We start from the raw sequence: 20,077 nt of genomic DNA on the forward strand, positions 1-20,077 counted from the left end.
ATTAAAGATATAAATAGTCTATTATATCTCTATTGAAATTTCGAAATTTGAAAGGGAGAATCAGAATGAATCACGATTGTGCTATTATCGGCGGAGGACCGGCAGGTCTAAATGCTGCTCTTGTTTTAGGCAGGGCAAGAAAAAATGTGGTGGTTATTGATGAAGGGCGGCCGCGAAATGGGGTTACTCGCCAGATCCACGGCTTTCTTACTAGAGATCCTATCAGTCCAAGCGAATTTAGGCGAATTGCGAAGGATCAGATTAGTTCATATCCATCCGTTAACTTTGTGGAGGATACTGCCTTATCGATCACGGGAACCGATGGTGATTTTCTAATTACGACTGCGCGAGGACAGACCTATCGAAGTAAAAAGCTGCTTTTTGCAGTAGGAATGAAGGACCTCCCGGTGGATATTAAAGGGCTGGCAGACGTATATGGTAAAAGCGCCTTTATCTGCCCGTATTGTGATGGCTGGGAACTAAGAGAGCAACCGCTTGTCTTAATTGTCAAGGGAGCGGATGCACTTCACATGGCCAAAATGATATCAGGATGGACGAATCAGTTAACAATCTGTACCCATGGACCTGATGAATTGACGGATGAACAACGTGAGGAACTAAATCAACATAACGTTCCTGTATTTGACTCACCGATCCATTCTGTCGAATCTAACGAAGGCATGGTGCAGCAAGTTATTCTGGAGGACGGTACAAGAATCCCATGCACGGGGATATTTTTTAGACCGAAGCTTACTACCGGATCAGACCAGCCGCAAGCCATAGGTTGCCAGATTACGGAAGCAGGGACTGTCATCGTCGATAATTTCGGTAAAACGAACGTTCCAGGCGTATTTAGTGCCGGTGATGCAGCATCACAACTTCATCAGGCCATTATAGCTGCTTCTTTGGGCTCATTGGCTGGTGTAGGCATAAACAATGAATTGAATGAAGAGGCATGGACTAAACCTTTTGAGGGTAATTTCCGAATGTTGACTTAGAAAAGCATCATATGTTGAATTTTCCGAAATTGACAAGGACAGATAGCGGAACTAACCTAACGGGATTTGATTATTACGAAAATAGTATTAATAAAGAAAGATGATCACAAAGTGGGTTGCTCTGAATATAACAGTATAAAATGGAGTGGATTCGGTGCTGTTTTCAGTAATGCAACTAATTGGTGGAGTCATTCTTTCTTTAGGTTGGGTTCCTCAGATCATACAAATTTTGAAAACAAAATCTGTTGCAGACTTAAGTTTAAAGTCGTACTTACTGATTTTATTGGGGATTAGTCTCATGGAAGCCTATGCTGTTAATTTGGCAGTAACGGGCGTTGGTTTAGCTTTTTTGATAACTAATACAATGTCTTTATGCGTTGTTTTACTAGTCATCATCCTTATTGTACGGTTTCAATCTCATAAATGATAAGGGGTCATTAACTGGGAAAACGATAGGAACTTGAGAATCAGGGTGCCGGCATCGGCAGCCTATTCAACTATCGGACAAGTTAACGTGGTCATTTGCAAGTGATTTTTGGAAAAATATGGTGTATGATATAGTAATAAGAAAAAGAAATTCTCGAAATTCGAAGAACGTTTTATTAATCTACGGTAAATAAGACTGGAGATGCACTAAGTGAAACTGCCGTACAAAGTTGGATATGTATTAACAATTTCCTGGTTAATTTTGATTGTGTATGGATTCATTAGTTATGATTCTGACCATGAGGACATAAAGGTTACAGTGGTTTTATTCATATCATTTGCAGGACTTATTTTATTCCCAGTTTACTACATAACTATTTTTCTGTATTATTTTGTATTCAAAAATAGTTCTAAACGAATATAGGAAATCCTAACATAACGGTGACTATTGTTTAGCAAAACAAGGTGCTGTTCTGCGGCGACAACTGCTCCTTGTTTTTATTGAGGGACGGGCAGTATTTCGCAACAAAATGTCATCAAATCGTCTATTAAGAAAAAGGTTGTGTGAAAATTATTCTCTCAATAAAACGAATTTTTGTAGGAGTCTCACTTGTGCTGATAATAATTGGAGGATTTACCCCTCTTGGAAAAAATATAAGGGTAGAAGCAGCAAAAACCCTCATTTCAACAAGATACCAACAAGAAACTTGGATATTAGTTGGCAAAGAAAAAAGAGATGAATTAGTCAAAGAGTTTTATGATAAATACGGAATTGAGTAAGTTTACTAACGTAAATACGAAATACGAAAAAGGGCTGCCAGGTGGCAGCCCTTTGCTCTACTAATGGGCAGATTACAGGATTGAATGCCCGAGTCATAATCCATATTATTAGATTAGTTATCTTGCTCAGGGGAATATGAATAAATAAATTCTAACTACCGAATGACTGTAAAGAAAGATGAATTAAACTAAACGGAAAACGAGAGTTCAGCAAAAAAAAGAATTTCCAGCGTAAACAATCGCGTTTAATGTATAGTCCTATATTCGTACTTGCTCCAGAGTCACGATTGATCGGTGACCTTACAGGACAGAGCTGTTGTCTGTACTCGGGTGGTTGCCGTTTTTGCGTACAATCAACATAAACCACATGCAGTCCATTCATTCAAGTAATCTAAAACTCCGCGAACGAGCTAGTATTGGCTGGCTGGGTGGCAACAAGATGCTGTAGAAAGAACATGCAAAAAGTGCATCAAATGATGGGGGAATGTTCATTTTCGGATGAGAAGATGCATTTTGTGCATCAAATATCCGTGTTATGGCTCAAATTGGGCTGTATGCGTCGAATTTGCTGTAGTTTTTGCAACAAAACTCTTGAAAACCTTGGTTATCTGCTGAAAGAGATGCACAATTTGCATCAAATTGTGCGATGGGCGATGTAGCATTGAAATTAGAGGTTAAGTTCGTTAATTCGAGTCGAATATACGCGCAAAAAGAAATCCTGCACCCATAAACTGTAAAGTTGAAGTGCTATTATTTGTTAGGCCACTTTATCTGATGCTCGGCGTCGATGCATTGCTTTAAAAAGGGCTTTTAGCACTGGTGGCACCACCAGAAAAATAAATAAAGTTCGGAATAGCTGGTAACAGGTTACGAACGAAAGATCGGCGTTCACTTCTTTCGCAATAATCCCCATTTGGTCCATCCCACCCGGAGAAAGGCTTAAAAAGCTGGTCGACAACGGTACCGGATGCAATTGTGTTAGCAAGAGGCTCAAAACAACTGAGCAGATCAGTAATGCAGTCCCACTTAATAAGGCAAGCAATATTATTTTTAATTTATTCTTCAAATTCTCGGGCTTCAGCATAAGACCAAGATAACCGCCAATCAACAACTGTGAAATGCTCACAAGTGACGATGGAAGGGCAGGCCCTGATAAACCGGACAGATGCAGGACAATCGTTGCAACCATCGGCCCCAATAAAAATGCAGTTGGAAATTTTATCTTTTTCCAGAGAAGAGCACAGGCTGTACATACAACGGCATACACCAAAATGTTAGGAAATAATCCTCCCCAGCTCGCTGTTGCAGCCGATGCTGCATCAGGAAGCGAATGATGAAGTGAGCTTCCGAATAACGGACTAAAAATAAACAAAGGGACAAAGAATATAATCATAATGATCCGGGAAACTTGTAAAAAAGTCACAACGGTTAAATCAATTCCTTTTAGCTCCTCAGCCAAGGCGATCATTTGACTCAGTCCTCCAGGGATACTTCCCAATAATACAGTTGGAAAATTGAGACCTGAAAATTTGGCCACCATCAAAGCAATCAGATACGTACAAATCAAAAGCAACGCGGTGAGCAAGATCATGGAGGGCAGTTGTTTCCCAATTTGTTTGAACGTTTCCAGCGTGAACGACAGCCCTAGCATATAACCTATAATAACCATCGCACTATCACGCATCGGACCCGGCCAAACAGGCTTTATTCTTTTGAACAGTCGAGAGCCGATAAAAACAACAATCATGGGGCCGAGAAGCCATGGAATGGGACAATGAATCCATTGGAAAAGGAAACCGCCGATAACTGCAAGCACAATGCTGAACAGAAGTTGTACCCATTTCATATGGAACCAGCGGAGGTCATTCATGGTTTATCACTTCTTTTCGTTTGTTTATGATTTCCGCTGGTTCGAAGTCAATTCATTGATGCGTTGAGGAATATCGCCTCGGAAAACACCGCCATGATAACAAATAATGCTATCAATTTCAAAATTTTTCAATTTCTGTAACGAGCGGATTGCCTCATCCATATTAGGTGTGTTCTCCGGCTTCGGTCCCATCAGTTGGCCTTCTTCAATAAGCAAGGCGTCCCCAGCTATCAGTGTTTTACTTGGTTCGTGATACAGGCAGATATGTCCGGGCGTATGTCCCGGTGTATGAATCACCTCTAGCCCCCCGCCAAAAGGTAATCGTTCCCCCTCCGTCACCACATGGCTGACATTTGCTGGTGTCGAGTTGGAAAATGCAGCCTCATACTCCAGACGGTGCTTCTCGGGCAAAGTTTGAAGAATGGTATGTTTGATGTCGAGGGGCAATTTAAGAAATGGCAACTCGCCGTTAATATATGACTTATCGTCTTCATGCGCATACACATTCACCTGCTGACTACTATTTACTATAAATTGCGGCAGACCACCAATATGATCCAGATCCTGATGGGTGAGGATAATCGAATGTGGTTCCGATGCCTCAATACCCGATTGGCGAATAAGATCTATGATTTCCTTGTGAGAGCTCGGCATTCCCGTATCCACAAGCACATAAGAATGGGAATCATGAATCACCGTGGGATAAATAACCATGGATCTTCCGAGTATATCTATCGTTAGTTCCAACATTTCAATACCATCTGCAATTTTCATCGTTCCAAAGCGTTACGCTTTGGTCACCTCCTTCATATTTTTAGAGTTAAAACTCATGAGTTCATTATATGACTCGTTAGTTTTGCTTGTCAATTCCTTTATTGACCTCGAAAACGAATAATGTCAGAATAATAAGGGGTGAATGTTATGGAAGAACTCGAAGAAATAAAGAAACAACAAATTTTACATACGGCAATGGCTGTTTTTAAAGAAAAAGGCTATGCCTCCACTTCGATGAAAGAAATTGCAGATGCATGCGGCATGGCTAAAGGGAGCATTTATAAAATATTCGATTCAAAAGAAGATTTATTTACAGCGGTTTTTGAGGATTGTCATAAAACCATGTTTGAACAAGCCAGAGAACTAGATCGTCTTCAAGATAACGTGGCTCCCATGGAGAAATTACGGCGCAAGATTGAATTCCAGCTTCAATATATGTTTGAAAATCACTTTTTTACGAGCGAATTCAGAGATCTCTCAATCATACATAACGAGAAGTTTATTGTGGCTTGGAAGAATAAGCGGGCTGCTTTGCTTACCTGGCACCGGGATTGTTTCTATGAAGCTTATGGGGATCGTATCGAGGATTGCATCTGGGATATTGTAGCCATATTTAGAGGAATCCAGAGGGAGTATATTGCTTATGCTCATCAAAAGGTGATCGCGCTTCCTATGTCGGAGCTGGCTCTTTTCTTTGTTGAACGAATGGATGCTATTGTACAGGATATGATTAGCAATGAAAACAAGCCAGTTCTTAAAGAATCCAATGTCTACTTTAACCATATCAATCCTGTAGATCCGCACACGCAGAAAGAAACGATCCACGCTTTTCTGCATTCCTTTTCCGCCAAGATCCAGGAGCTTCAAAAGACGGAAAGTGCTCGTCAGGAGCTGCAGGAAGTGATCGGTTTGCTGCAGCAGGAACTTAAACGGGAAGTTCCTAATAACACCCTGCTGCATGTATATACCACTTTTCTTGAGACGGTTGTTGAACTGAGACCATATGTAAGGCAGCTTAACTTAATGATTTAACTTTTTTTAATATAAAACTTAGACCCTCAGCCCGTTGCTGTGGGTCTCTTTTTTCTATTCAACGAAGGAGTTCACAAGGGGCGAAAGTTGATAGAGAACATATCATTTTGTTTATTAGCGTGTCCTAAATTCAACAAGGTAAGGATGTTCCGACAGCCTTTTGCTTATTGTAGTAATAGTTCTGGTTAGGGGTTAACCAATTACATCCGTTGGGGAATTTAAATGGCAAAAGAAACATATAAAATTATGAAAGGAGGAGACTCATAAAATGCAGATAAAGAACAACTATTTTCGTGCGCGTGCAAATATGGTATATATGATGACCAATAATGAAGTAATGAATCAAATCATTGCCTTTTACATGGATATGAATGGAATGCTCACCTTTGTGGGTTCCTACCCAACTTATGGTAGAGGTACTGGTATAAAGAAAGTTTCCACTGCAACAGCAAACGATGGCATTGACCCCTTAACGTCACAAGGCGCCCTAACTTTGTCCCGTGATGGACGTTTCCTACTTGCAGTTAACGCAGGCAGCCATAGTATCAGTAGTTTCATCATAACCGACAGCGGAGCACCCGTTCTAGTGGATGTAAAGCCATCAGGAGGTGCCCAGCCCAATAGCATAGGTATGTTTGGCAATCTTCTCTATGTTTCCAATGTAGGTAATGAAGCAAACAATTTTGCATCAAATATCACTGGTTTTCACATAAGTGATAACGGAAGCCTTACTCCTATTTCCGGATCCACCCATTCTCTCAGTACTTTCAATGCACAGCCGGCACAGGTTCTCTTCACTCCAGATGGCAGCAAAATTGTTGTCACCGAGTTTACATCAGACCATATCAGTGTATTCCATGTAAATAAAAATGGTACGGTTACAGGACCAATCGTTAATGATTCTTACGGTCAAGGACCGTTGGGCGCTTATTTTCTATCCTCTGGAATCCTCTTAGTTACAGAAGCAGGTTCAAATGCACTGTCATCTTATTCATTGAGCAACGACGGTATCCTTCATGTGATCAGCGGCTCTGTACCAAACGGATACAAGACTGCTTGTTGGGTTGTAACAACAAAGGATGAACGTTTTGCCTACACGACCAACACCTTAAGTGGCACCATCTCAACCTACCAAATTGATCCCAATGGAGCACTGTCGGTGGTAAGTCATATTACCAGTACACCGCCGGATACAGCACCAGGTACTCCGATCGATGTTGGAGTGAGTAGAGATGGACGGCATTTTTACACCCTTAACGGAAATCAGGGTACAGTATCCGTATTTAATATCCAAAATGATGGTAGTCTAGTAAGAATGCAGGTTGCTGCATGGACCAACTTTCCTTACTTTGGGTCGCAAGGATTAGCTGTTCTTTGACGGGTGTGTGTGGGCTACCCGGTGCCGAACGAACCCAACAATTATTCCGCAAACGGTAAATGAGAATTCAATATACAACAAGTTAAAGCAGCCGGCCCATTGGGTCGGCTGTGTTTGCTTATTAAGGCAGTTAAGCGAGATACGATCAGGTGAACGCGTATGGTATGCGCAGCTGAATGCACTATCTTAAGAGTGGATAGCTCCTGCCGTATGAAGAAGGAAACTAATAAAATGAGTCGTAAGGCAAAATAATAAGCACCACTTAGGTGCATTAAGCTGAGCTGATATTTCAGCACTTGGGGCTGCGCTAGGATTTTATTTGAGAATCATCGTAATAAGTACTTCACGATTTATTTCAACATGAGCGACCACAGCACGATAACTCGGATAAAACCCTCTTGATGTAAGTCCAGTATATGAACGACATTCGTACTTTTACACCCGTTTTTTATACACCCTCAGTAGGAAAAGGCGCTTGCACCGTCTACCGTTTTTGCAGACAGTCCGGCAATCGCCGCGACCCAAGTTAATGCCAAGGTAAACAGAGCGAGTATGCCGGCTACTGCAAGCCATGAGAGTATCCCCGCGGACGAACGAAAGCCCATAATCAACGCTACAAGAATGATGACGACAACAGATAGGAGTACCGTCGTACCGCCGCCCGCCAGCTCCTTGACAATCTTCCAAACCTCGATGCGTGCCTCGGGGTCAAGGCCAGTGGTCGGTTCGTCGAGGAAAATGATCTGTGGTTTTCCCACAAGGCTCAAGGCGATGTCGAGTCTGCGGCGCATACCACCCGAATAAGTAGACGCCCTGCGGTCGGCGGCGTCTGTAAAGCCGAAGCGTGTTAGCAAGTCGTCCGCAACCTGACGCGGATTTTTGAGGTATCGCAGCTTGGCAATCATAATCAGATTTTCCCGTCCGGTCAAAATTTCGTCCACGGCGGCAAATTGCCCGGTCAGGCTGATTGCCTGCCGCACATTCTCGGGTTTTGACGCAACATCGAATCCGTTTACGATGGCGGTTCCGCTGTCTTGTTTGAGCAGGGTAGTGAGTATTTTAACAACCGTTGTCTTACCAGCTTCATTAGAGCCAAGTAAGGCGAAAATACTGCCCTTTTCCACCTCGAAATCTACGCCTTTTAGGACTTGAAGCTGCTTGTAGGACTTTTGCAGGCCAACCACTTTAATTAAAGTGTTTTGCATAAAATTCCCCTCCTTATCGAACAGTAACCTTAGACAAATCGGCCCCCATGCCCTTAAGAGAGGCATAAGTCAACTTATCCATCAATGCTCCGTCAAAGCAGATGGTTTTGATGCCACGGTAATACTTATTGGTCAACGAAAAGAACGCTTGAAAAGATACATTCTTGAGTGTAGCGCCCCTAAACGAAGCTTCGGTTAATGCCGACTTGTCAAACTTAACGCCGATAAAGGTTTGCCCGTCAAAACGTTGCCCGCTCAGGTCGCAATATTTGAAGTCCACGCCGTCAAAGATACAACCTTCAAAGATTGTTTTTCTAAGATCGGTCTTGGTTAGCGTGACGTCGGTCAGTTTTATGCCTGTGAATTTTGCTCCGTCCAGCCCCGAAGTGCTGAAGTTGGTGCGTACAAGGATCGATTCATTAAAGCTCGCGTTTGAAAGATCTAGGGAGGTAAAGCTGCAGTCAGTCAAATTCGCGCCGTCAAATTTGGCTTCACGTGCGTCGCTGGCCTTAAACGAACTGCCGGTCAAGTCTGCACCCACAAAGTCGGAACCGCGTAACGCACTAGCATTAAATTGACCTTTATGCGCAGTAACGCCCGCAAAGTCGCTCATTGGCAAGTTGCTCGCGCTAAAGTTTGTCACGACTTGCCGCTCCAACGAGCGGGAGAGGTTGGCGACCTCCAGGATCGTTTGTTCGATATCGCCGATGCTCTCAATGGTCATATTAAATGCTGTTTCATCGTCTTTGCCTTCAGCTTTGAGTTCACGATATCGCTCCTGCAAATCGGAGTGCAGGTCCGCCTTTAATTCGGTGACGCTTTTTACCCCATCGTATGGCGTGAAAACGCCGTTCAAATAGTTCATCAATTTCGGATTCATCTCATCAAAACTCCTTTTATAATAAATTTTCTAACACGCGCTTCGAATACTCCCAATTGCTTTTGTTGCGGGCGTAAGTATCCTTGCCTTTTTCAGTAATCCTAAAATACTTGCGCCGTCCGCCCTGAGACTCATCGCCCCAATACCACTCGATATCGCCGTCTGTTTCAAGCCGCCGGACGCTGGAGTACATCGTGGCTTCCTTTAATTCATATTCGCCGCCCGAGCGCTCGGCGATCAATTTGACAACTTCGTAGCCGTAGCGGTCAGCTTCGGATAAGAGCCTTAAAATCATCGTATCGGTATGTCCGCGCAGCAGGTCGGATGTAATTTTGTTCTCGCTCATTTCATCACCTCCGTGTTTTTATAATACGATATACTACTGTGACTGTAAAGGTAGTATTTTAAATAAAATACTTTGTTTGAAAAGCAAAGCATTTATTCATAACGATATCTAACGGATTCATTCTCTTTTTTCGTGCTTTATCAACTTCCGAACGGACCTTGGACTTGAATACCATCTTGCTGTCCTACATGCTATGACTGTATCAACCACCACTGCGTATAACAATAGTTAAGTAAATGTTACATGGCTGAAATCTTATTTTCATGTGGCGTTAATATTTCAAGATTATAATAAAAGTCGACCCCCTTTAAAATATAAACTTAGACCCTCAGCCCGTTGCTGTGGGTCACTTTTTTGCTATTAATCGACAGCCGCATTGTGTGGGATTAACACATACAGTTACTGCCGATAAACACCATTCTGAGACCACTATGTTCAATTCAGAAGGGAAATTATTCAGTGGTAATGAGCAAGGCAATGAATTAACATGGAAAAAGAACATACGCTATAAGCCAGCAGCGAAAAGAGGCTGACTCAAAAGGTTAAAACCTAGCGAGCAGCCTCTATTTTGTTTCGATACGGAGCGAAATCTAACAGGAATTCTGCTCTTCTGTCAAGAAAGTGGACACTCCTAATTTTCAGGCAGTGCGTCTATAGTACTGCTGCTCAAAGCGAAGAGGGGACACATAGCCTAGCGTACTGTTGGATCTTTTTCGGTTGTAAAATAACTCTAGGTAACGATACAACTTCTCATAGGCTTCCTGCTTTGTTTTGAATGTCGGGGTGCAGTAAATAAGTTCGCGCTTTAAAATGCTATGAAATGCCTCGATACAGGCATTATCATAGCAGTTCCCTTTACGACTCATGCTAGCTCTCATTCGATAGGTTTTGAGCTGTTTACGGTAGTCACTGGACGCGTACTGAGCGCCACGATCAGAATGATGAATAAGCCCCTCCTTGGGCTTCTTAGCGTGATAAGCTTGTTTTAATGCGTCTAGCACGAGGTCTGTCGTCATGCTGTCGCTGAGCTTCCAACCTACAATCTGCTTTGTGTACAGATCCATTACGCTTGCTAAGTACAGTTTTCCTTCACGACAGGGAATGTAGGTAATGTCAGCTACCCATTTTTCATTGGGTTTTGTCGCTGAAAAGTCTTGCTCGAGTACATTTGGAGCGATGGGTTCATTGTGTTTCGAATCCGTTGTTGTTACTCTGAATTTCTTTGACATACAAGAGCGAAGGCCTTGTTCACGCATGATCTTGCCGACAGTACGCTCAGATACCCGCAATTCTTCCTTTTTAAGTTCATTCCATATCCTTGGACTTCCGTACCGCTGATCAGAGTCCTTAAAGTGAAACTTAATCCGCTCTGTTAGCATCTCTTTGTGTTTTTGCTGTTCGGACGGTGCTGCCGTACGCCATTTGTAATAGCCGCTCCTGGATACTTTAAGCACGCTGCACATCTTCTCCACTGGAAACTCAGAGCGATGATCTTCAATGAATTGAAACCTTAATTCTTTGGTTTGCTGAAGATGTGCACCGCCTTTTTTACGATAGCCAATTCCTCTTCTACATCAGCTAAACGGCGGTCTTTCTGATTCAGTTCACGTTCTTTTTCTTTCAATAGTTGCTCGAGTTCTCGAACCCGTTCACTTTGATTGACGGATTCGTTTTTAAACTCGCGGTATTTTGCTTTCCAAGCATGTAGCGTTTTGGCAGGTATGTCCAGTTCGAGTGCGATCTCCTCTACAGACTTTGTCTGCTCTTGCAAATACTTTGCTGTTTGACGTCTAAATTCTTCATTAAATGACCTCCGCTGCCCACTCATGTGAACACCTCCTAGTTATGATTATTATCTAATTCTCTTAGTGAGGTGTCCACTTCTTATTCTAGGTGCATTCCTCCCGTTAATTTGGCGTTAACTGCTCTAAACGGTCAACTAACTGGAAAACCTTCCTCTATTTTAGGGGGAATCGCTATTTAGCAGAGAAACAACAGAAATAACGGGAGATTTTCCATGTAAACTAGCTTTTTATAAAAAAATACCCAAATTAGCGATAGGAATTCCATGTAGTGCAGAGTGAAAACAGAGGCAGCCTAAAGATAAACGCCTTATGGGACAGCCCTTTTTCTTTTTCAACTAAACTTACCATGGAATCGAAAATCGGTGGCGCGTACTTTTCCAATTCAACGTACCCGTCAGTACGAGTGCGGCGAAATAGAGAAACAAGGAGCAGGAGATTGAAGTAATGACGCACCATAACTGCGGCATACCATGGCTCACAACATAGTTATAGCTCCAGTGTCCGCATATCATCATCAGCATCATGCAGATCCCAACCTTGACATAAGGCCGAATACTCCAATAAAATCCGATCGAGCTTGAGATGGATAAGAAGTTCAGCAGTGTTTGCATCACAATGCCGATACCGATGCCGTAAGCAACGCCAATAATACCAAATTGGCTGCCGAACACGAAGATCGAGACACCCTTGAATGCGGTGGCTATTATGTAATTCCACAGCGTAGCTTTGGCACGGCCGAGCCCGAGCAGAATCGCATGAAGAGGAGCGTCGAAGTAATGCAGGAAAAACATCGGCGCCAGTATTTTCAGAAGCAATCCTGCTTCCGGCGCATGATAGACAAGTGTCGTTAATGGAGTTGCCCACACGTACAGGATTACGGTCGCCGGCGCGCCGATCAGGAGTCCCAAGTTCAAAGCCTGATTCATTCGCTCATGTATGAGCAGACTGTTCTTGTTTGCTGCTGCTTCACCAATTGCAGGAATGAGAGCGGTGGACAAGGACTGCGTGATAAAGCTCGGCATGAACAGCAGCGGAAACGCATAGCCGGCCAGCATGCCGAATTGTTTCGTGGCTAACACCGTGCCGATGCCGGCTAGTGCCAGGCTGGTTGTAATAAGAAGCGGCTGGAAGGTGCTGTATAACGAATGAATGACACCGTGCCCGGTCGTCGGCAGTCCGATCTGCAGCAGCTCGCCGAGTGTGCTTCTTCCTTGTTTCAGGTGGCTTGCCCAAGTCTCGCCCGGCATCTTCGATTCACCGTAAAGCTTATAGCTGGTCACCAGGAATAGGAGACTGATCGCTTCGCTGACGACAGAGGCAGCCATTGCTCCAGCAGCCGCATAAGCGACGCCGTAAGGCAGCAATAGGTGGACCAGCGCAAGTACACAGGCGATTTGAACCGTATGCTCCAGTACATCGGAAGCTGCGATGGTCTTCATCTGCTGCATGCCGCGGAAATATCCCTTTAATACGGCGGAGACAGCGACGATCGGCGCGATCGGCGTAATCGCCAGCATCGCGTAATAAGCGCGTTGGTCGCTTAGCAGAATGGATGCGATCCACTCAGATCCAAGTAACGATATGGTCGTGAGCGCTACGCTCAAGGCGGCCGTGACAGCGAGCGAGACATGTAGGATGCGCCTCACTTTCATCCGTTCGCCGCGAGCATGGGCCTCTGCGACCAACTTTGAAATTGCCACCGGCAATCCAAGCTCCGTAATCGTAATGACGAGCGGGACGAGCGGATGCGCCATCATCAAGATGCCGATTCCCTCTGCGCCCAGTACGCGAGCGATATACATGCCGCTGATAAAACCGAGGATACGGTTGATGAATGCAGCGGCAGACAAGACCAGCGTACCTCTCATGAACGATTGCCCGTGTTGTGACATGACTTGTGTCCTCCTGTTTATCGAATACTTAAATGTATTCAAAAATTGGAAAAGCATGCGAACAAGCCGTTGTTGATGTCATTATTGGTAGTGCCACTTGTTACGCGAACGGAAAACTTTTAGTGCAGGAGCTGCTTAGACGGCTCTTTTTTATTTATTGTACAAACGAGCAGCATAGTTTAATCGCTTCGCGAATATTTCAATTATTGAGTATCAAATTTCCCGTTATTACCAATTAAAAATAACTATTAGAATTGAGTGATTTTGGGAGAAGGGGGAGAACATCGTGAAGAAACAAAGTCTTATTTTTATTATGCTATTATTAGTGCTCTCGTTGTCAGCTTGTTTGTCGTCAAAAGTCGCTTTAAACACGCCGAATCCATCGGAACCGCCATCAACGTCTGCACCAGAAATCACGCCTACGCCCACACCCGCGCCATCGCCCTCAGATTCACCCGCGGTGTCACCAACACCTGCAGCAAGTCAAGCACTTCCATTTGATCCCCCAGTACACTTCGATTATCCAGATGCAGTACGTGGAATTTATGTAACAGGTTGGTCAGCTGGTGGGGGCCATATGTCTAAACTTCTACCACTTGTTGATAACACAGACCTAAATGCAATGGTGATAGATATAAAGGATGATGACGGCTATATCACATTTAAACCTGAGGGCAAATTTGCAGAGTTTGGCCAACCTTACATAAAGGATCCCCAAGCACTCATGAAAACTCTTGAACAGCATAAAATTTATCCTATCGCACGTATTGTAGCCTTTAAAGATACGGTTTTGGCGAAAAAACGTCCAGACCTCTCTTATTTAGACGGCAACAGTGTTTGGCGTAATGGAAAAGGTGACGGATTTATTAACCCATTCCTTCAAGAAACATGGCATTATAATGTTGATGTAGCAAAATTAGCTGCAGAACTTGGGTTTAAAGAAATCCAATTCGACTATGTTCGATTCCCGGAAGGCTTTGAAAGCAGAGATAAAGCTCTTCAATATTCAATGGGCGATTACAAGGATAAAAAACCAACTAAATTTGTGCAAGAAGAAAAAGATTATACTGAAGCCTCTAAGAAATATCAAGACGATTTGACTTCTTTACAAATAAAGTTGACAGATGCTGTGAATACCTACAATTCGGCAAAAACCGATGAAAATAAAAAAGCTATGGACGATGCTCAAAAGAGCATGTCTGATCTAAAAAAACATGCACCTCAAGAACCGGATTTTAGCGATAAAGCACGTATGACACAGCTTCGTGTTGATGCTGTCAGCGACTTTGTCGCAAATGCCAGAGAACAACTAAAGCCGTATAAAGTAAAAGTGTCTGTTGATATCTTCGGATATACAGCTACATTGCCTGAAGCTCCAGGTATCGGTCAGAACTTTAACCGCATTTCAAGCTCAGTAGATGTAATTTCGTCTATGATTTATCCAAGTCATTGGTCTAATGGTTATTTCGGAATTCCAAAACCAGATAAAGAGCCCTATAGACTAATTACCGAATATATGAAGGCTGAAAAAGAGAAGTTTGCACAGCTCCAGACTCCCCCCTTATCACGTCCTTGGATTCAAGATTTTACAGCAAGCTGGTTAGGTGCTGGCAATTATATTAAATATGGCAAGGCAGAAGTAGATGCACAAATTAAAGCCTTAAAAGATGCTGGTGTTAATGAATACCTAATCTGGAATGCTAACAATTCCTACACAGAAGGTGTAACCTATATACCAGTTGAATAACACAAAAACAAGGCTGCCGCGGAACCAACCGGGCAGCCTAACTCAATAATAATAATTGAATATATATACATTTGTATGTATAATTATGCATATATTTTAATGATAAGGGGTGCAAAAGTGAAATATAAAATATTTGTGGATGGTCAAGAAGGTACAACAGGTTTAAAAATACATGATTACTTATCTAAGATTTCTAACATAGAAGTAATCAAAATTGAGTCGGAAAATCGAAAAGATTACGAAGCCCGTAGGGCTTTAATAAATGAAACTGATGTCGTATTTCTTTGTCTTCCAGATTCCGCTTCAAGGGATTCCGTATCTATGATAAGTAATAATAAGACCAAAATAATTGATGCAAGTACGGCGTTTAGGACTAACCAGGACTGGACATACGGATTACCAGAATTACATAAAAATCAAAGAATTAAAATCCAAAATTCATCTAGAGTATCTGTCCCAGGATGTCACGCGACAGGGTTCATTTTAGCTATACACCCTTTGGTAGCTGAAGGAATTATACCGAGGGATTACCCTGCGTCTTGTTATTCGCTTACAGGATATAGTGGTGGAGGTAAGAGACTTATATCTGAATATCAGAACTCAAATAGAGAACAGCTTTTCGCACCAAGACAATATGCACTAAACCTTAACCACAAGCATCTTCCAGAAATGCAACTATATTCCGGGTTAAACTCAGCACCACTTTTCACTCCAATAGTGGGAAACTATTATCAGGGTGATGCAGTTACTATTCCTCTCTTTCCTAGAATGTTTATAAAGAATGTAACGGCAAGAGATATTCAAGAACTGCTTGCCTCGTATTATAAAGATGAACGTTTTATTCGAGTTATCCCATACGACTCTGAAGCATATCTTGAAGACGGTTTCTTTAATCTCATGCAATGCAATAATACAAATTATTTGGATATATTTGTTTTTGGCCATAAAGATGAAATATTACTTGTTTCTAGATTTGATAATTTGGGAAAAGGCGCCTCGGGGGCAGCTATTCAAAATATGAACATTATGCTTGGATTTGATGAAGGTTTAGGACTATAGTAAGAGAATGGAAATATTCATGCATTATGAAAGAAGAGGACTCGAAATATGCCTGATGTAACCTTTTACCGCGATGATGCGCTGCCTTTCTTGGAAGCAAAGAGATGTCTGAAGAGCGATTTTGCCTATCAAAAGCATTTCCATGAGGAATATTCGATTGGGTTAATTGATGAAGGTGAAACGAATGCTTGGTGTGACGGAACAATGCATTATGTTGAAAGGGGACGACTGATCAGCTTTCCGCCGATGATGTTGCATGCATGTTATCCCGATACGGGTGTAGAATGGAAATACAAGATGCTGTTCATTCATCCAAATTGGTTCCAGGGGCTCAAGCAACGGGAGGTTGATCAGCTTCATATCCCGTTCTTATTGGGAGAGGGTAAAAATAAAGCCTGCCGTGTACACATCAACCGTACAATGGAGGCACTTACCAGAACCTCATCACCGATTGAGATCGAAACTGCTTTAATCGACCTGGTACAAGCACTCGTTAGTCAGAATACCTCCGATCTTGAACATGAAACACACCAAGGAAAGCAAGACCAGAAATACGTTAAACTTATAAAGGAATACATACATGCACATTTTTCCGAACAGATAACGTTGGAGAATTTGGAGAACGAAGCTGGAATCAGCAGATTTCATCTCATTCGTATGTATAAGAGGTGGAGTCATCTGCCCCCGCATGCTTATCAAAACTTATTGCGAATTAATCATGCGAAGTCGGAATTGATGAAGAAGCGATCGATAGCCGAAATTGCAGTAGAAGTGGGCTTCTATGACCAGAGTCACTTCACGAAAACATTTGACAAGATAGTCGGGACTACACCGCATAAATACGCCTTATCAATTTAAAAAGAGCAATTATTTACAATACCAGCCTCCTTCATCCTAATATACTGGGTGTAACTTGAAAGAGGGAGAGTTGACATCATGTACCAAGTGTCAGATTTGGAAAAACAATTCACAGCTGCACTGAAATCTATCGCTCGCCGTTCAGACCTAAAATCTTATGTGGAGCAGACACCACAACTGAATCGGCTGTTGCGTCTTACGGCTGATAGATATGTAACGGGTGAACATCGCAAAGACGGACTCAAAGTGGGACGCAAGTTAGTGGATAAAGGTTACGCAGTATCCATCGAGTATATTGGTGAAAATACAACTGTTGCCACTGAATGTGAAGCAGCCGCATTGGAGATGATGGCCCTGATCCATGACTTAAGCCAAGGCGGAGTCCCAGCTCGTGTATCATTCGATCTATCACATATCGGACTTTCCTTAGATAAGGAGTTTGCTTTTTCGCATTTGATGAATCTAGCTGAGCAAGCCCAGGGAGCTGGGGTTGAATTATTCATTAGTATGGAAGAGTCTAGCAAGACAGATGACATACTCTCTGTTTATGAGCGAGCAGCCTCTTTTTATCCGAACATTGGCATTACTTTGCAGGCGCACTTGATACGAACCCCACAGGATTTGGCTGCTATAGTTGCCTTACCTAGTCGTATACGAATCGTCAAAGGCGCCTATCAGGAACCGGCTGACTGCTCGATCCCTCGATCTTCAACGCTTAGTGATCGTTATTTGGAACTTGTTGAAAGTGCGATTCGCCAAGGACACCATGTGTCGATCGCTACCCATGATGAACATATCATCGAAGAAGTGCTGAAGCGAGGGTGGTTATCCAACTCAGATGTAGAATTCGAAATGTTGTATGGTATTCGTCCGGATTTGAGCAGCAGGTTAAAAGCAGCTGGGCATCCAGTAAGGATCTATCTTACATATGGGCATCAATGGTTTTTGTACTTGTGTCATCGGATTGCCGAATACCCGCCGAATCTTTTTCAAGCTGTGATGGATATGGTAAGTAATGAGGGAGTTGAGGTTGAGGTTATTAAAGCGTATGACTAAAAAGGATGTTAGGCCACCAGCAAGATATTGCTTGGTGGCCTTTTGCTCAGAGAAATAGACACTCTCAACTCCAAAATGTTCACAAATCGTTCACTTACGAGGAGGTTTCCACTATCGCTATAATAACAAGGGTAAACAGAAAGGATGATGAAAATTGCCAACAACAAAGAAAGAAAATTTTTATTTTGGGTTGATGATGTGCTTTGGGATGGTCGTATTTATGACATTTTATAATTTATTTACACACGGTTTAATTGGCACGATATCCTTGAATGAAATATGTACTCAACTTATTCTAGTCTTTATTATTGCTTCCTTATTGGAATTATTTATTGTAGGTCCAGTTGCAAAGAAAATTGCTTTATCTTTACCATATGACAAATCTAAGAAGGTTTTTGTGATTCTATCCCTTGCATTTTTTATGGTGAGTGGAATGGTTCTTTTTATGTCTCTTTATGGATTGGGGACTGCTTACTTTTCTGACAGTCTAATTGGAGAATCATTGCTTGAAAGTTACTTTTCTTTAATATTTAGAAATTTTATTTTTGCTTTCCCTCTTCAACTCATAGTTGTGGGACCGCTTGTTCGTTATTTATTCACTAAATTCGTTAAAGATAAAATACTTAAGGAATCTTTAAGCTAAAATTCATTCAATTAACTGGAACGATAGTGGAGGAGCTTGCTTCATGCAGCTCCTCTTTTGGTATATTTAAGTATCGATACTCAATTTTCAAGCATCTGAATTACATGCCAATAAACATATTTCTGCTAAAAGGAGCCCAGTTTTCTCCTCGAAAACCAGTCATTCCCTCTAAATTAACAAAACAAGGGAGCACAGTATACATTACACCAGACATAGCATTTACCCTAAATGTCAAGAAGTATCTCATCATGGAATTGTCAGCAAGTGTTATCATTGCCATATCGGGGCGTATTGCGTTTTCTGCTGTTAGTGCATCCTTCATTCCTACGCTCGCGATACCAACAGGACCCATATTACTTCTAATCCAATAATTCGAAACATTTGTTGCTGACGCTAAATCAGTTCGCTTATCATATGTCAATAAAATTTGATTTGAAGCGGTTTGTCTTGCATCCAAAAGAATTGGATGAGGTATCATCATCTGTCGCTCTGTATGAAAACTTAACATTTATTAACCTCCACATAAAATGAAATAGTCAAATGACCAATTTCATTCTATGTGGGTTCACTTGTTTATGTTCATAGAATCGGTGCAAAGCACGTTTGAATTAGATAAATGACCACCAATAGCCTCATCCAATTTCGTTGTTCGAATGCGTCCACGACCAAGAACGCCAGAGAAAGTCATCTTCTGACGGTCACGAACGACCAATACGCATATTTGGTCGTTGCTGATTCCACGATATTTAGCTTTGCCGCCGCGTTTACGGGACTTGCGTTCAGAGATGTTTCTTTTTCCTTTCTCAGAGTACAAGAAATAGGTCTCGTCCATTTCAACGATACCTTGAAACGTTTCGGTTGGAATTTGCTTCAGAGCCGAAAGAATCTTATGCCGCCAGTAAAACAGGGTTACATGCGTCACCTCATTACCCAATTGCTCGGCACATTTTCTCAGCGAAAAGCCCTCAATCATACATTCGATGAATCGAACCCATAGATGGGGTCTTCTGGTGCGTTGAAGAGGCGTGTTTGTGAGGTCGTTGAAGGTTTGATGGCAGGCTTTACAGCGGTAACGCTGCCGTTTCACCTCTCCTGCGCGTGTTTTAATAACGTATTTTCCAAATCGCACAACCGATAGACTTTTGCAATGCGGGCATACTGCTTAATGTCTTATTAAACAGGTGAATGAAATGAGATTACTTTAACCTTTGATGACGGAAGTAAGCGCTGGAGTATGTTATATACACCGAAAGGTTGCATAAAAACCTTTCTCGGCCAAACATAGATCCCCCGGGATTGCATATTCCGCACATGATTATCGTTAGAAG

General features: G+C 42.4%; 19 protein-coding genes and 1 pseudogene. 10 read left to right on the forward strand and 10 right to left on the reverse strand.

Annotated features, from left to right (window positions below; translation table 11 throughout):
• Positions 1-65 precede the first annotated feature (65 nt).
• From ACBP55_RS12705 to ACBP55_RS12715, 3 genes are all read left to right on the forward strand, one after another.
• Positions 66-998, forward strand: coding sequence for an NAD(P)/FAD-dependent oxidoreductase (locus ACBP55_RS12705; protein WP_464651992.1), 933 nt, complete (start codon positions 66-68; stop codon positions 996-998).
• A gap of 169 nt (positions 999-1,167) precedes the next feature.
• Positions 1,168-1,425: a PQ-loop domain-containing transporter gene (locus tag ACBP55_RS12710; protein WP_464653307.1), complete on the forward strand. Its 258-nt coding sequence runs from the start codon at positions 1,168-1,170 to the stop codon at positions 1,423-1,425.
• A 611-nt stretch (positions 1,426-2,036) separates the two neighbouring features.
• Entirely contained in the window at positions 2,037-2,204 is a 168-nt protein-coding gene (locus tag ACBP55_RS12715) for a hypothetical protein (protein ID WP_464651993.1), read from the forward strand.
• Between the two features lie 757 nt (positions 2,205-2,961).
• Here ACBP55_RS12715 and ACBP55_RS12720 read toward each other — a convergent pair.
• Together ACBP55_RS12720 and ACBP55_RS12725 are read right to left on the reverse strand one after the other, a co-directional pair.
• Positions 2,962-4,074, reverse strand: a complete 1,113-nt coding sequence (locus ACBP55_RS12720) for an AbrB family transcriptional regulator (protein ID WP_464651995.1) — start codon at positions 4,072-4,074, stop codon at positions 2,962-2,964.
• A gap of 24 nt (positions 4,075-4,098) precedes the next feature.
• The gene (locus ACBP55_RS12725; protein WP_464651996.1) at positions 4,099-4,824 is read right to left on the reverse strand and encodes an MBL fold metallo-hydrolase; all 726 of its coding nucleotides are present in this window, start codon (positions 4,822-4,824) and stop codon (positions 4,099-4,101) included.
• A gap of 171 nt (positions 4,825-4,995) precedes the next feature.
• Between ACBP55_RS12725 and ACBP55_RS12730 the strand changes: the two genes are divergently transcribed.
• Positions 4,996-5,880, forward strand: a complete 885-nt coding sequence (locus ACBP55_RS12730) for a TetR/AcrR family transcriptional regulator (protein WP_464651998.1) — start codon at positions 4,996-4,998, stop codon at positions 5,878-5,880.
• Positions 5,881-6,148: 268 nt separating this feature from the next.
• On the forward strand, positions 6,149-7,258 hold the full coding sequence (locus ACBP55_RS12735) for a lactonase family protein (RefSeq protein ID WP_464651999.1): 1,110 nt from the start codon (positions 6,149-6,151) through the stop codon (positions 7,256-7,258).
• Between the two features lie 458 nt (positions 7,259-7,716).
• Here the strand turns inward: ACBP55_RS12735 and ACBP55_RS12740 are convergent, their stop codons facing one another.
• The 6 genes from ACBP55_RS12740 to spoVB form a co-directional block, all read right to left on the reverse strand.
• Entirely contained in the window at positions 7,717-8,463 is a 747-nt protein-coding gene (locus ACBP55_RS12740) for an ABC transporter ATP-binding protein (protein WP_464652001.1), read from the reverse strand.
• Between the two features lie 13 nt (positions 8,464-8,476).
• Positions 8,477-9,343 (reverse strand): pentapeptide repeat-containing protein, encoded by an 867-nt coding sequence (locus ACBP55_RS12745; protein ID WP_464652003.1) that lies wholly within the window; start codon positions 9,341-9,343, stop codon positions 8,477-8,479.
• A gap of 16 nt (positions 9,344-9,359) precedes the next feature.
• Positions 9,360-9,689, reverse strand: coding sequence for a PadR family transcriptional regulator (locus ACBP55_RS12750; protein WP_464652004.1), 330 nt, complete (start codon positions 9,687-9,689; stop codon positions 9,360-9,362).
• Between the two features lie 638 nt (positions 9,690-10,327).
• Positions 10,328-11,251, reverse strand: coding sequence for an IS3 family transposase (locus ACBP55_RS12755; protein WP_464653293.1), 924 nt, complete (start codon positions 11,249-11,251; stop codon positions 10,328-10,330).
• Positions 11,200-11,517 carry a transposase gene (locus tag ACBP55_RS12760; protein WP_464644440.1) on the reverse strand — a complete coding sequence of 106 codons (318 nt, stop codon included), beginning with the start codon at positions 11,515-11,517 and terminating at the stop codon, positions 11,200-11,202. Before ACBP55_RS12760 ends, ACBP55_RS12755 begins: the two co-directional genes overlap by 52 nt.
• 318 nt (positions 11,518-11,835) lie before the next feature.
• On the reverse strand, positions 11,836-13,386 hold the full coding sequence (gene spoVB, locus ACBP55_RS12765) for a stage V sporulation protein B (protein ID WP_464652005.1): 1,551 nt from the start codon (positions 13,384-13,386) through the stop codon (positions 11,836-11,838).
• 286 nt (positions 13,387-13,672) lie between these two features.
• On the opposite strand from spoVB, the gene ACBP55_RS12770 reads away from it, so the two are divergent.
• The 5 genes from ACBP55_RS12770 to ACBP55_RS12790 all read left to right on the forward strand — a co-directional run bounded on the left by ACBP55_RS12770 (position 13,673) and on the right by ACBP55_RS12790 (position 18,749).
• The gene (locus ACBP55_RS12770) at positions 13,673-15,133 is read left to right on the forward strand and encodes a putative glycoside hydrolase (protein ID WP_464652006.1); all 1,461 of its coding nucleotides are present in this window, start codon (positions 13,673-13,675) and stop codon (positions 15,131-15,133) included.
• 117 nt (positions 15,134-15,250) lie between these two features.
• Positions 15,251-16,192 (forward strand): N-acetyl-gamma-glutamyl-phosphate reductase, encoded by a 942-nt coding sequence (gene argC / locus ACBP55_RS12775; protein WP_464652008.1) that lies wholly within the window; start codon positions 15,251-15,253, stop codon positions 16,190-16,192.
• 48 nt (positions 16,193-16,240) lie between these two features.
• Positions 16,241-17,050, forward strand: coding sequence for a helix-turn-helix transcriptional regulator (locus ACBP55_RS12780; protein WP_464652010.1), 810 nt, complete (start codon positions 16,241-16,243; stop codon positions 17,048-17,050).
• Positions 17,051-17,137: 87 nt separating this feature from the next.
• Positions 17,138-18,106 carry a proline dehydrogenase family protein gene (locus ACBP55_RS12785; RefSeq protein ID WP_464653308.1) on the forward strand — a complete coding sequence of 323 codons (969 nt, stop codon included), beginning with the start codon at positions 17,138-17,140 and terminating at the stop codon, positions 18,104-18,106.
• Between the two features lie 154 nt (positions 18,107-18,260).
• Positions 18,261-18,749 carry a DUF2798 domain-containing protein gene (locus ACBP55_RS12790; protein WP_464652012.1) on the forward strand — a complete coding sequence of 163 codons (489 nt, stop codon included), beginning with the start codon at positions 18,261-18,263 and terminating at the stop codon, positions 18,747-18,749.
• 100 nt (positions 18,750-18,849) lie between these two features.
• On the opposite strand, the gene ACBP55_RS12795 is transcribed toward ACBP55_RS12790, so the two are convergent.
• Both ACBP55_RS12795 and ACBP55_RS12800 read right to left on the reverse strand, forming a co-directional pair.
• The gene (locus ACBP55_RS12795) at positions 18,850-19,257 is read right to left on the reverse strand and encodes a hypothetical protein (protein WP_464652014.1); all 408 of its coding nucleotides are present in this window, start codon (positions 19,255-19,257) and stop codon (positions 18,850-18,852) included.
• A gap of 75 nt (positions 19,258-19,332) precedes the next feature.
• Positions 19,333-19,905, reverse strand: a pseudogene (locus ACBP55_RS12800) (IS1595 family transposase); the annotation flags it as partial.
• Between the last annotated feature and the right edge of the window lie 172 nt (positions 19,906-20,077).

Source organism: Paenibacillus sp. WG02, assembly GCF_055396115.1.

Excerpts from the sequence above, each read along its gene's own strand:
- ACBP55_RS12705 (WP_464651992.1), top strand. The coding sequence starts at position 66 with ATGAATCACGATTGTGCTATTATCGGCGGAGGACCGGCAGGTCTAAAT.
- ACBP55_RS12710 (WP_464653307.1), top strand. The coding sequence starts at position 1,168 with ATGCAACTAATTGGTGGAGTCATTCTTTCTTTAGGTTGGGTTCCTCAG.
- ACBP55_RS12720 (WP_464651995.1), bottom strand. The coding sequence starts at position 4,074 with ATGAATGACCTCCGCTGGTTCCATATGAAATGGGTACAACTTCTGTTC.
- ACBP55_RS12725 (WP_464651996.1), bottom strand. The coding sequence starts at position 4,824 with ATGTTGGAACTAACGATAGATATACTCGGAAGATCCATGGTTATTTAT.
- ACBP55_RS12730 (WP_464651998.1), top strand. The coding sequence starts at position 4,996 with ATGGAAGAACTCGAAGAAATAAAGAAACAACAAATTTTACATACGGCA.
- ACBP55_RS12735 (WP_464651999.1), top strand. The coding sequence starts at position 6,149 with ATGCAGATAAAGAACAACTATTTTCGTGCGCGTGCAAATATGGTATAT.
- ACBP55_RS12740 (WP_464652001.1), bottom strand. The coding sequence starts at position 8,463 with ATGCAAAACACTTTAATTAAAGTGGTTGGCCTGCAAAAGTCCTACAAG.
- ACBP55_RS12745 (WP_464652003.1), bottom strand. The coding sequence starts at position 9,343 with ATGAATCCGAAATTGATGAACTATTTGAACGGCGTTTTCACGCCATAC.
- ACBP55_RS12750 (WP_464652004.1), bottom strand. The coding sequence starts at position 9,689 with ATGAGCGAGAACAAAATTACATCCGACCTGCTGCGCGGACATACCGAT.
- ACBP55_RS12760 (WP_464644440.1), bottom strand. The coding sequence starts at position 11,517 with ATGAGTGGGCAGCGGAGGTCATTTAATGAAGAATTTAGACGTCAAACA.
- spoVB (WP_464652005.1), bottom strand. The coding sequence starts at position 13,386 with ATGTCACAACACGGGCAATCGTTCATGAGAGGTACGCTGGTCTTGTCT.
- ACBP55_RS12780 (WP_464652010.1), top strand. The coding sequence starts at position 16,241 with ATGCCTGATGTAACCTTTTACCGCGATGATGCGCTGCCTTTCTTGGAA.
- ACBP55_RS12795 (WP_464652014.1), bottom strand. The coding sequence starts at position 19,257 with ATGTTAAGTTTTCATACAGAGCGACAGATGATGATACCTCATCCAATT.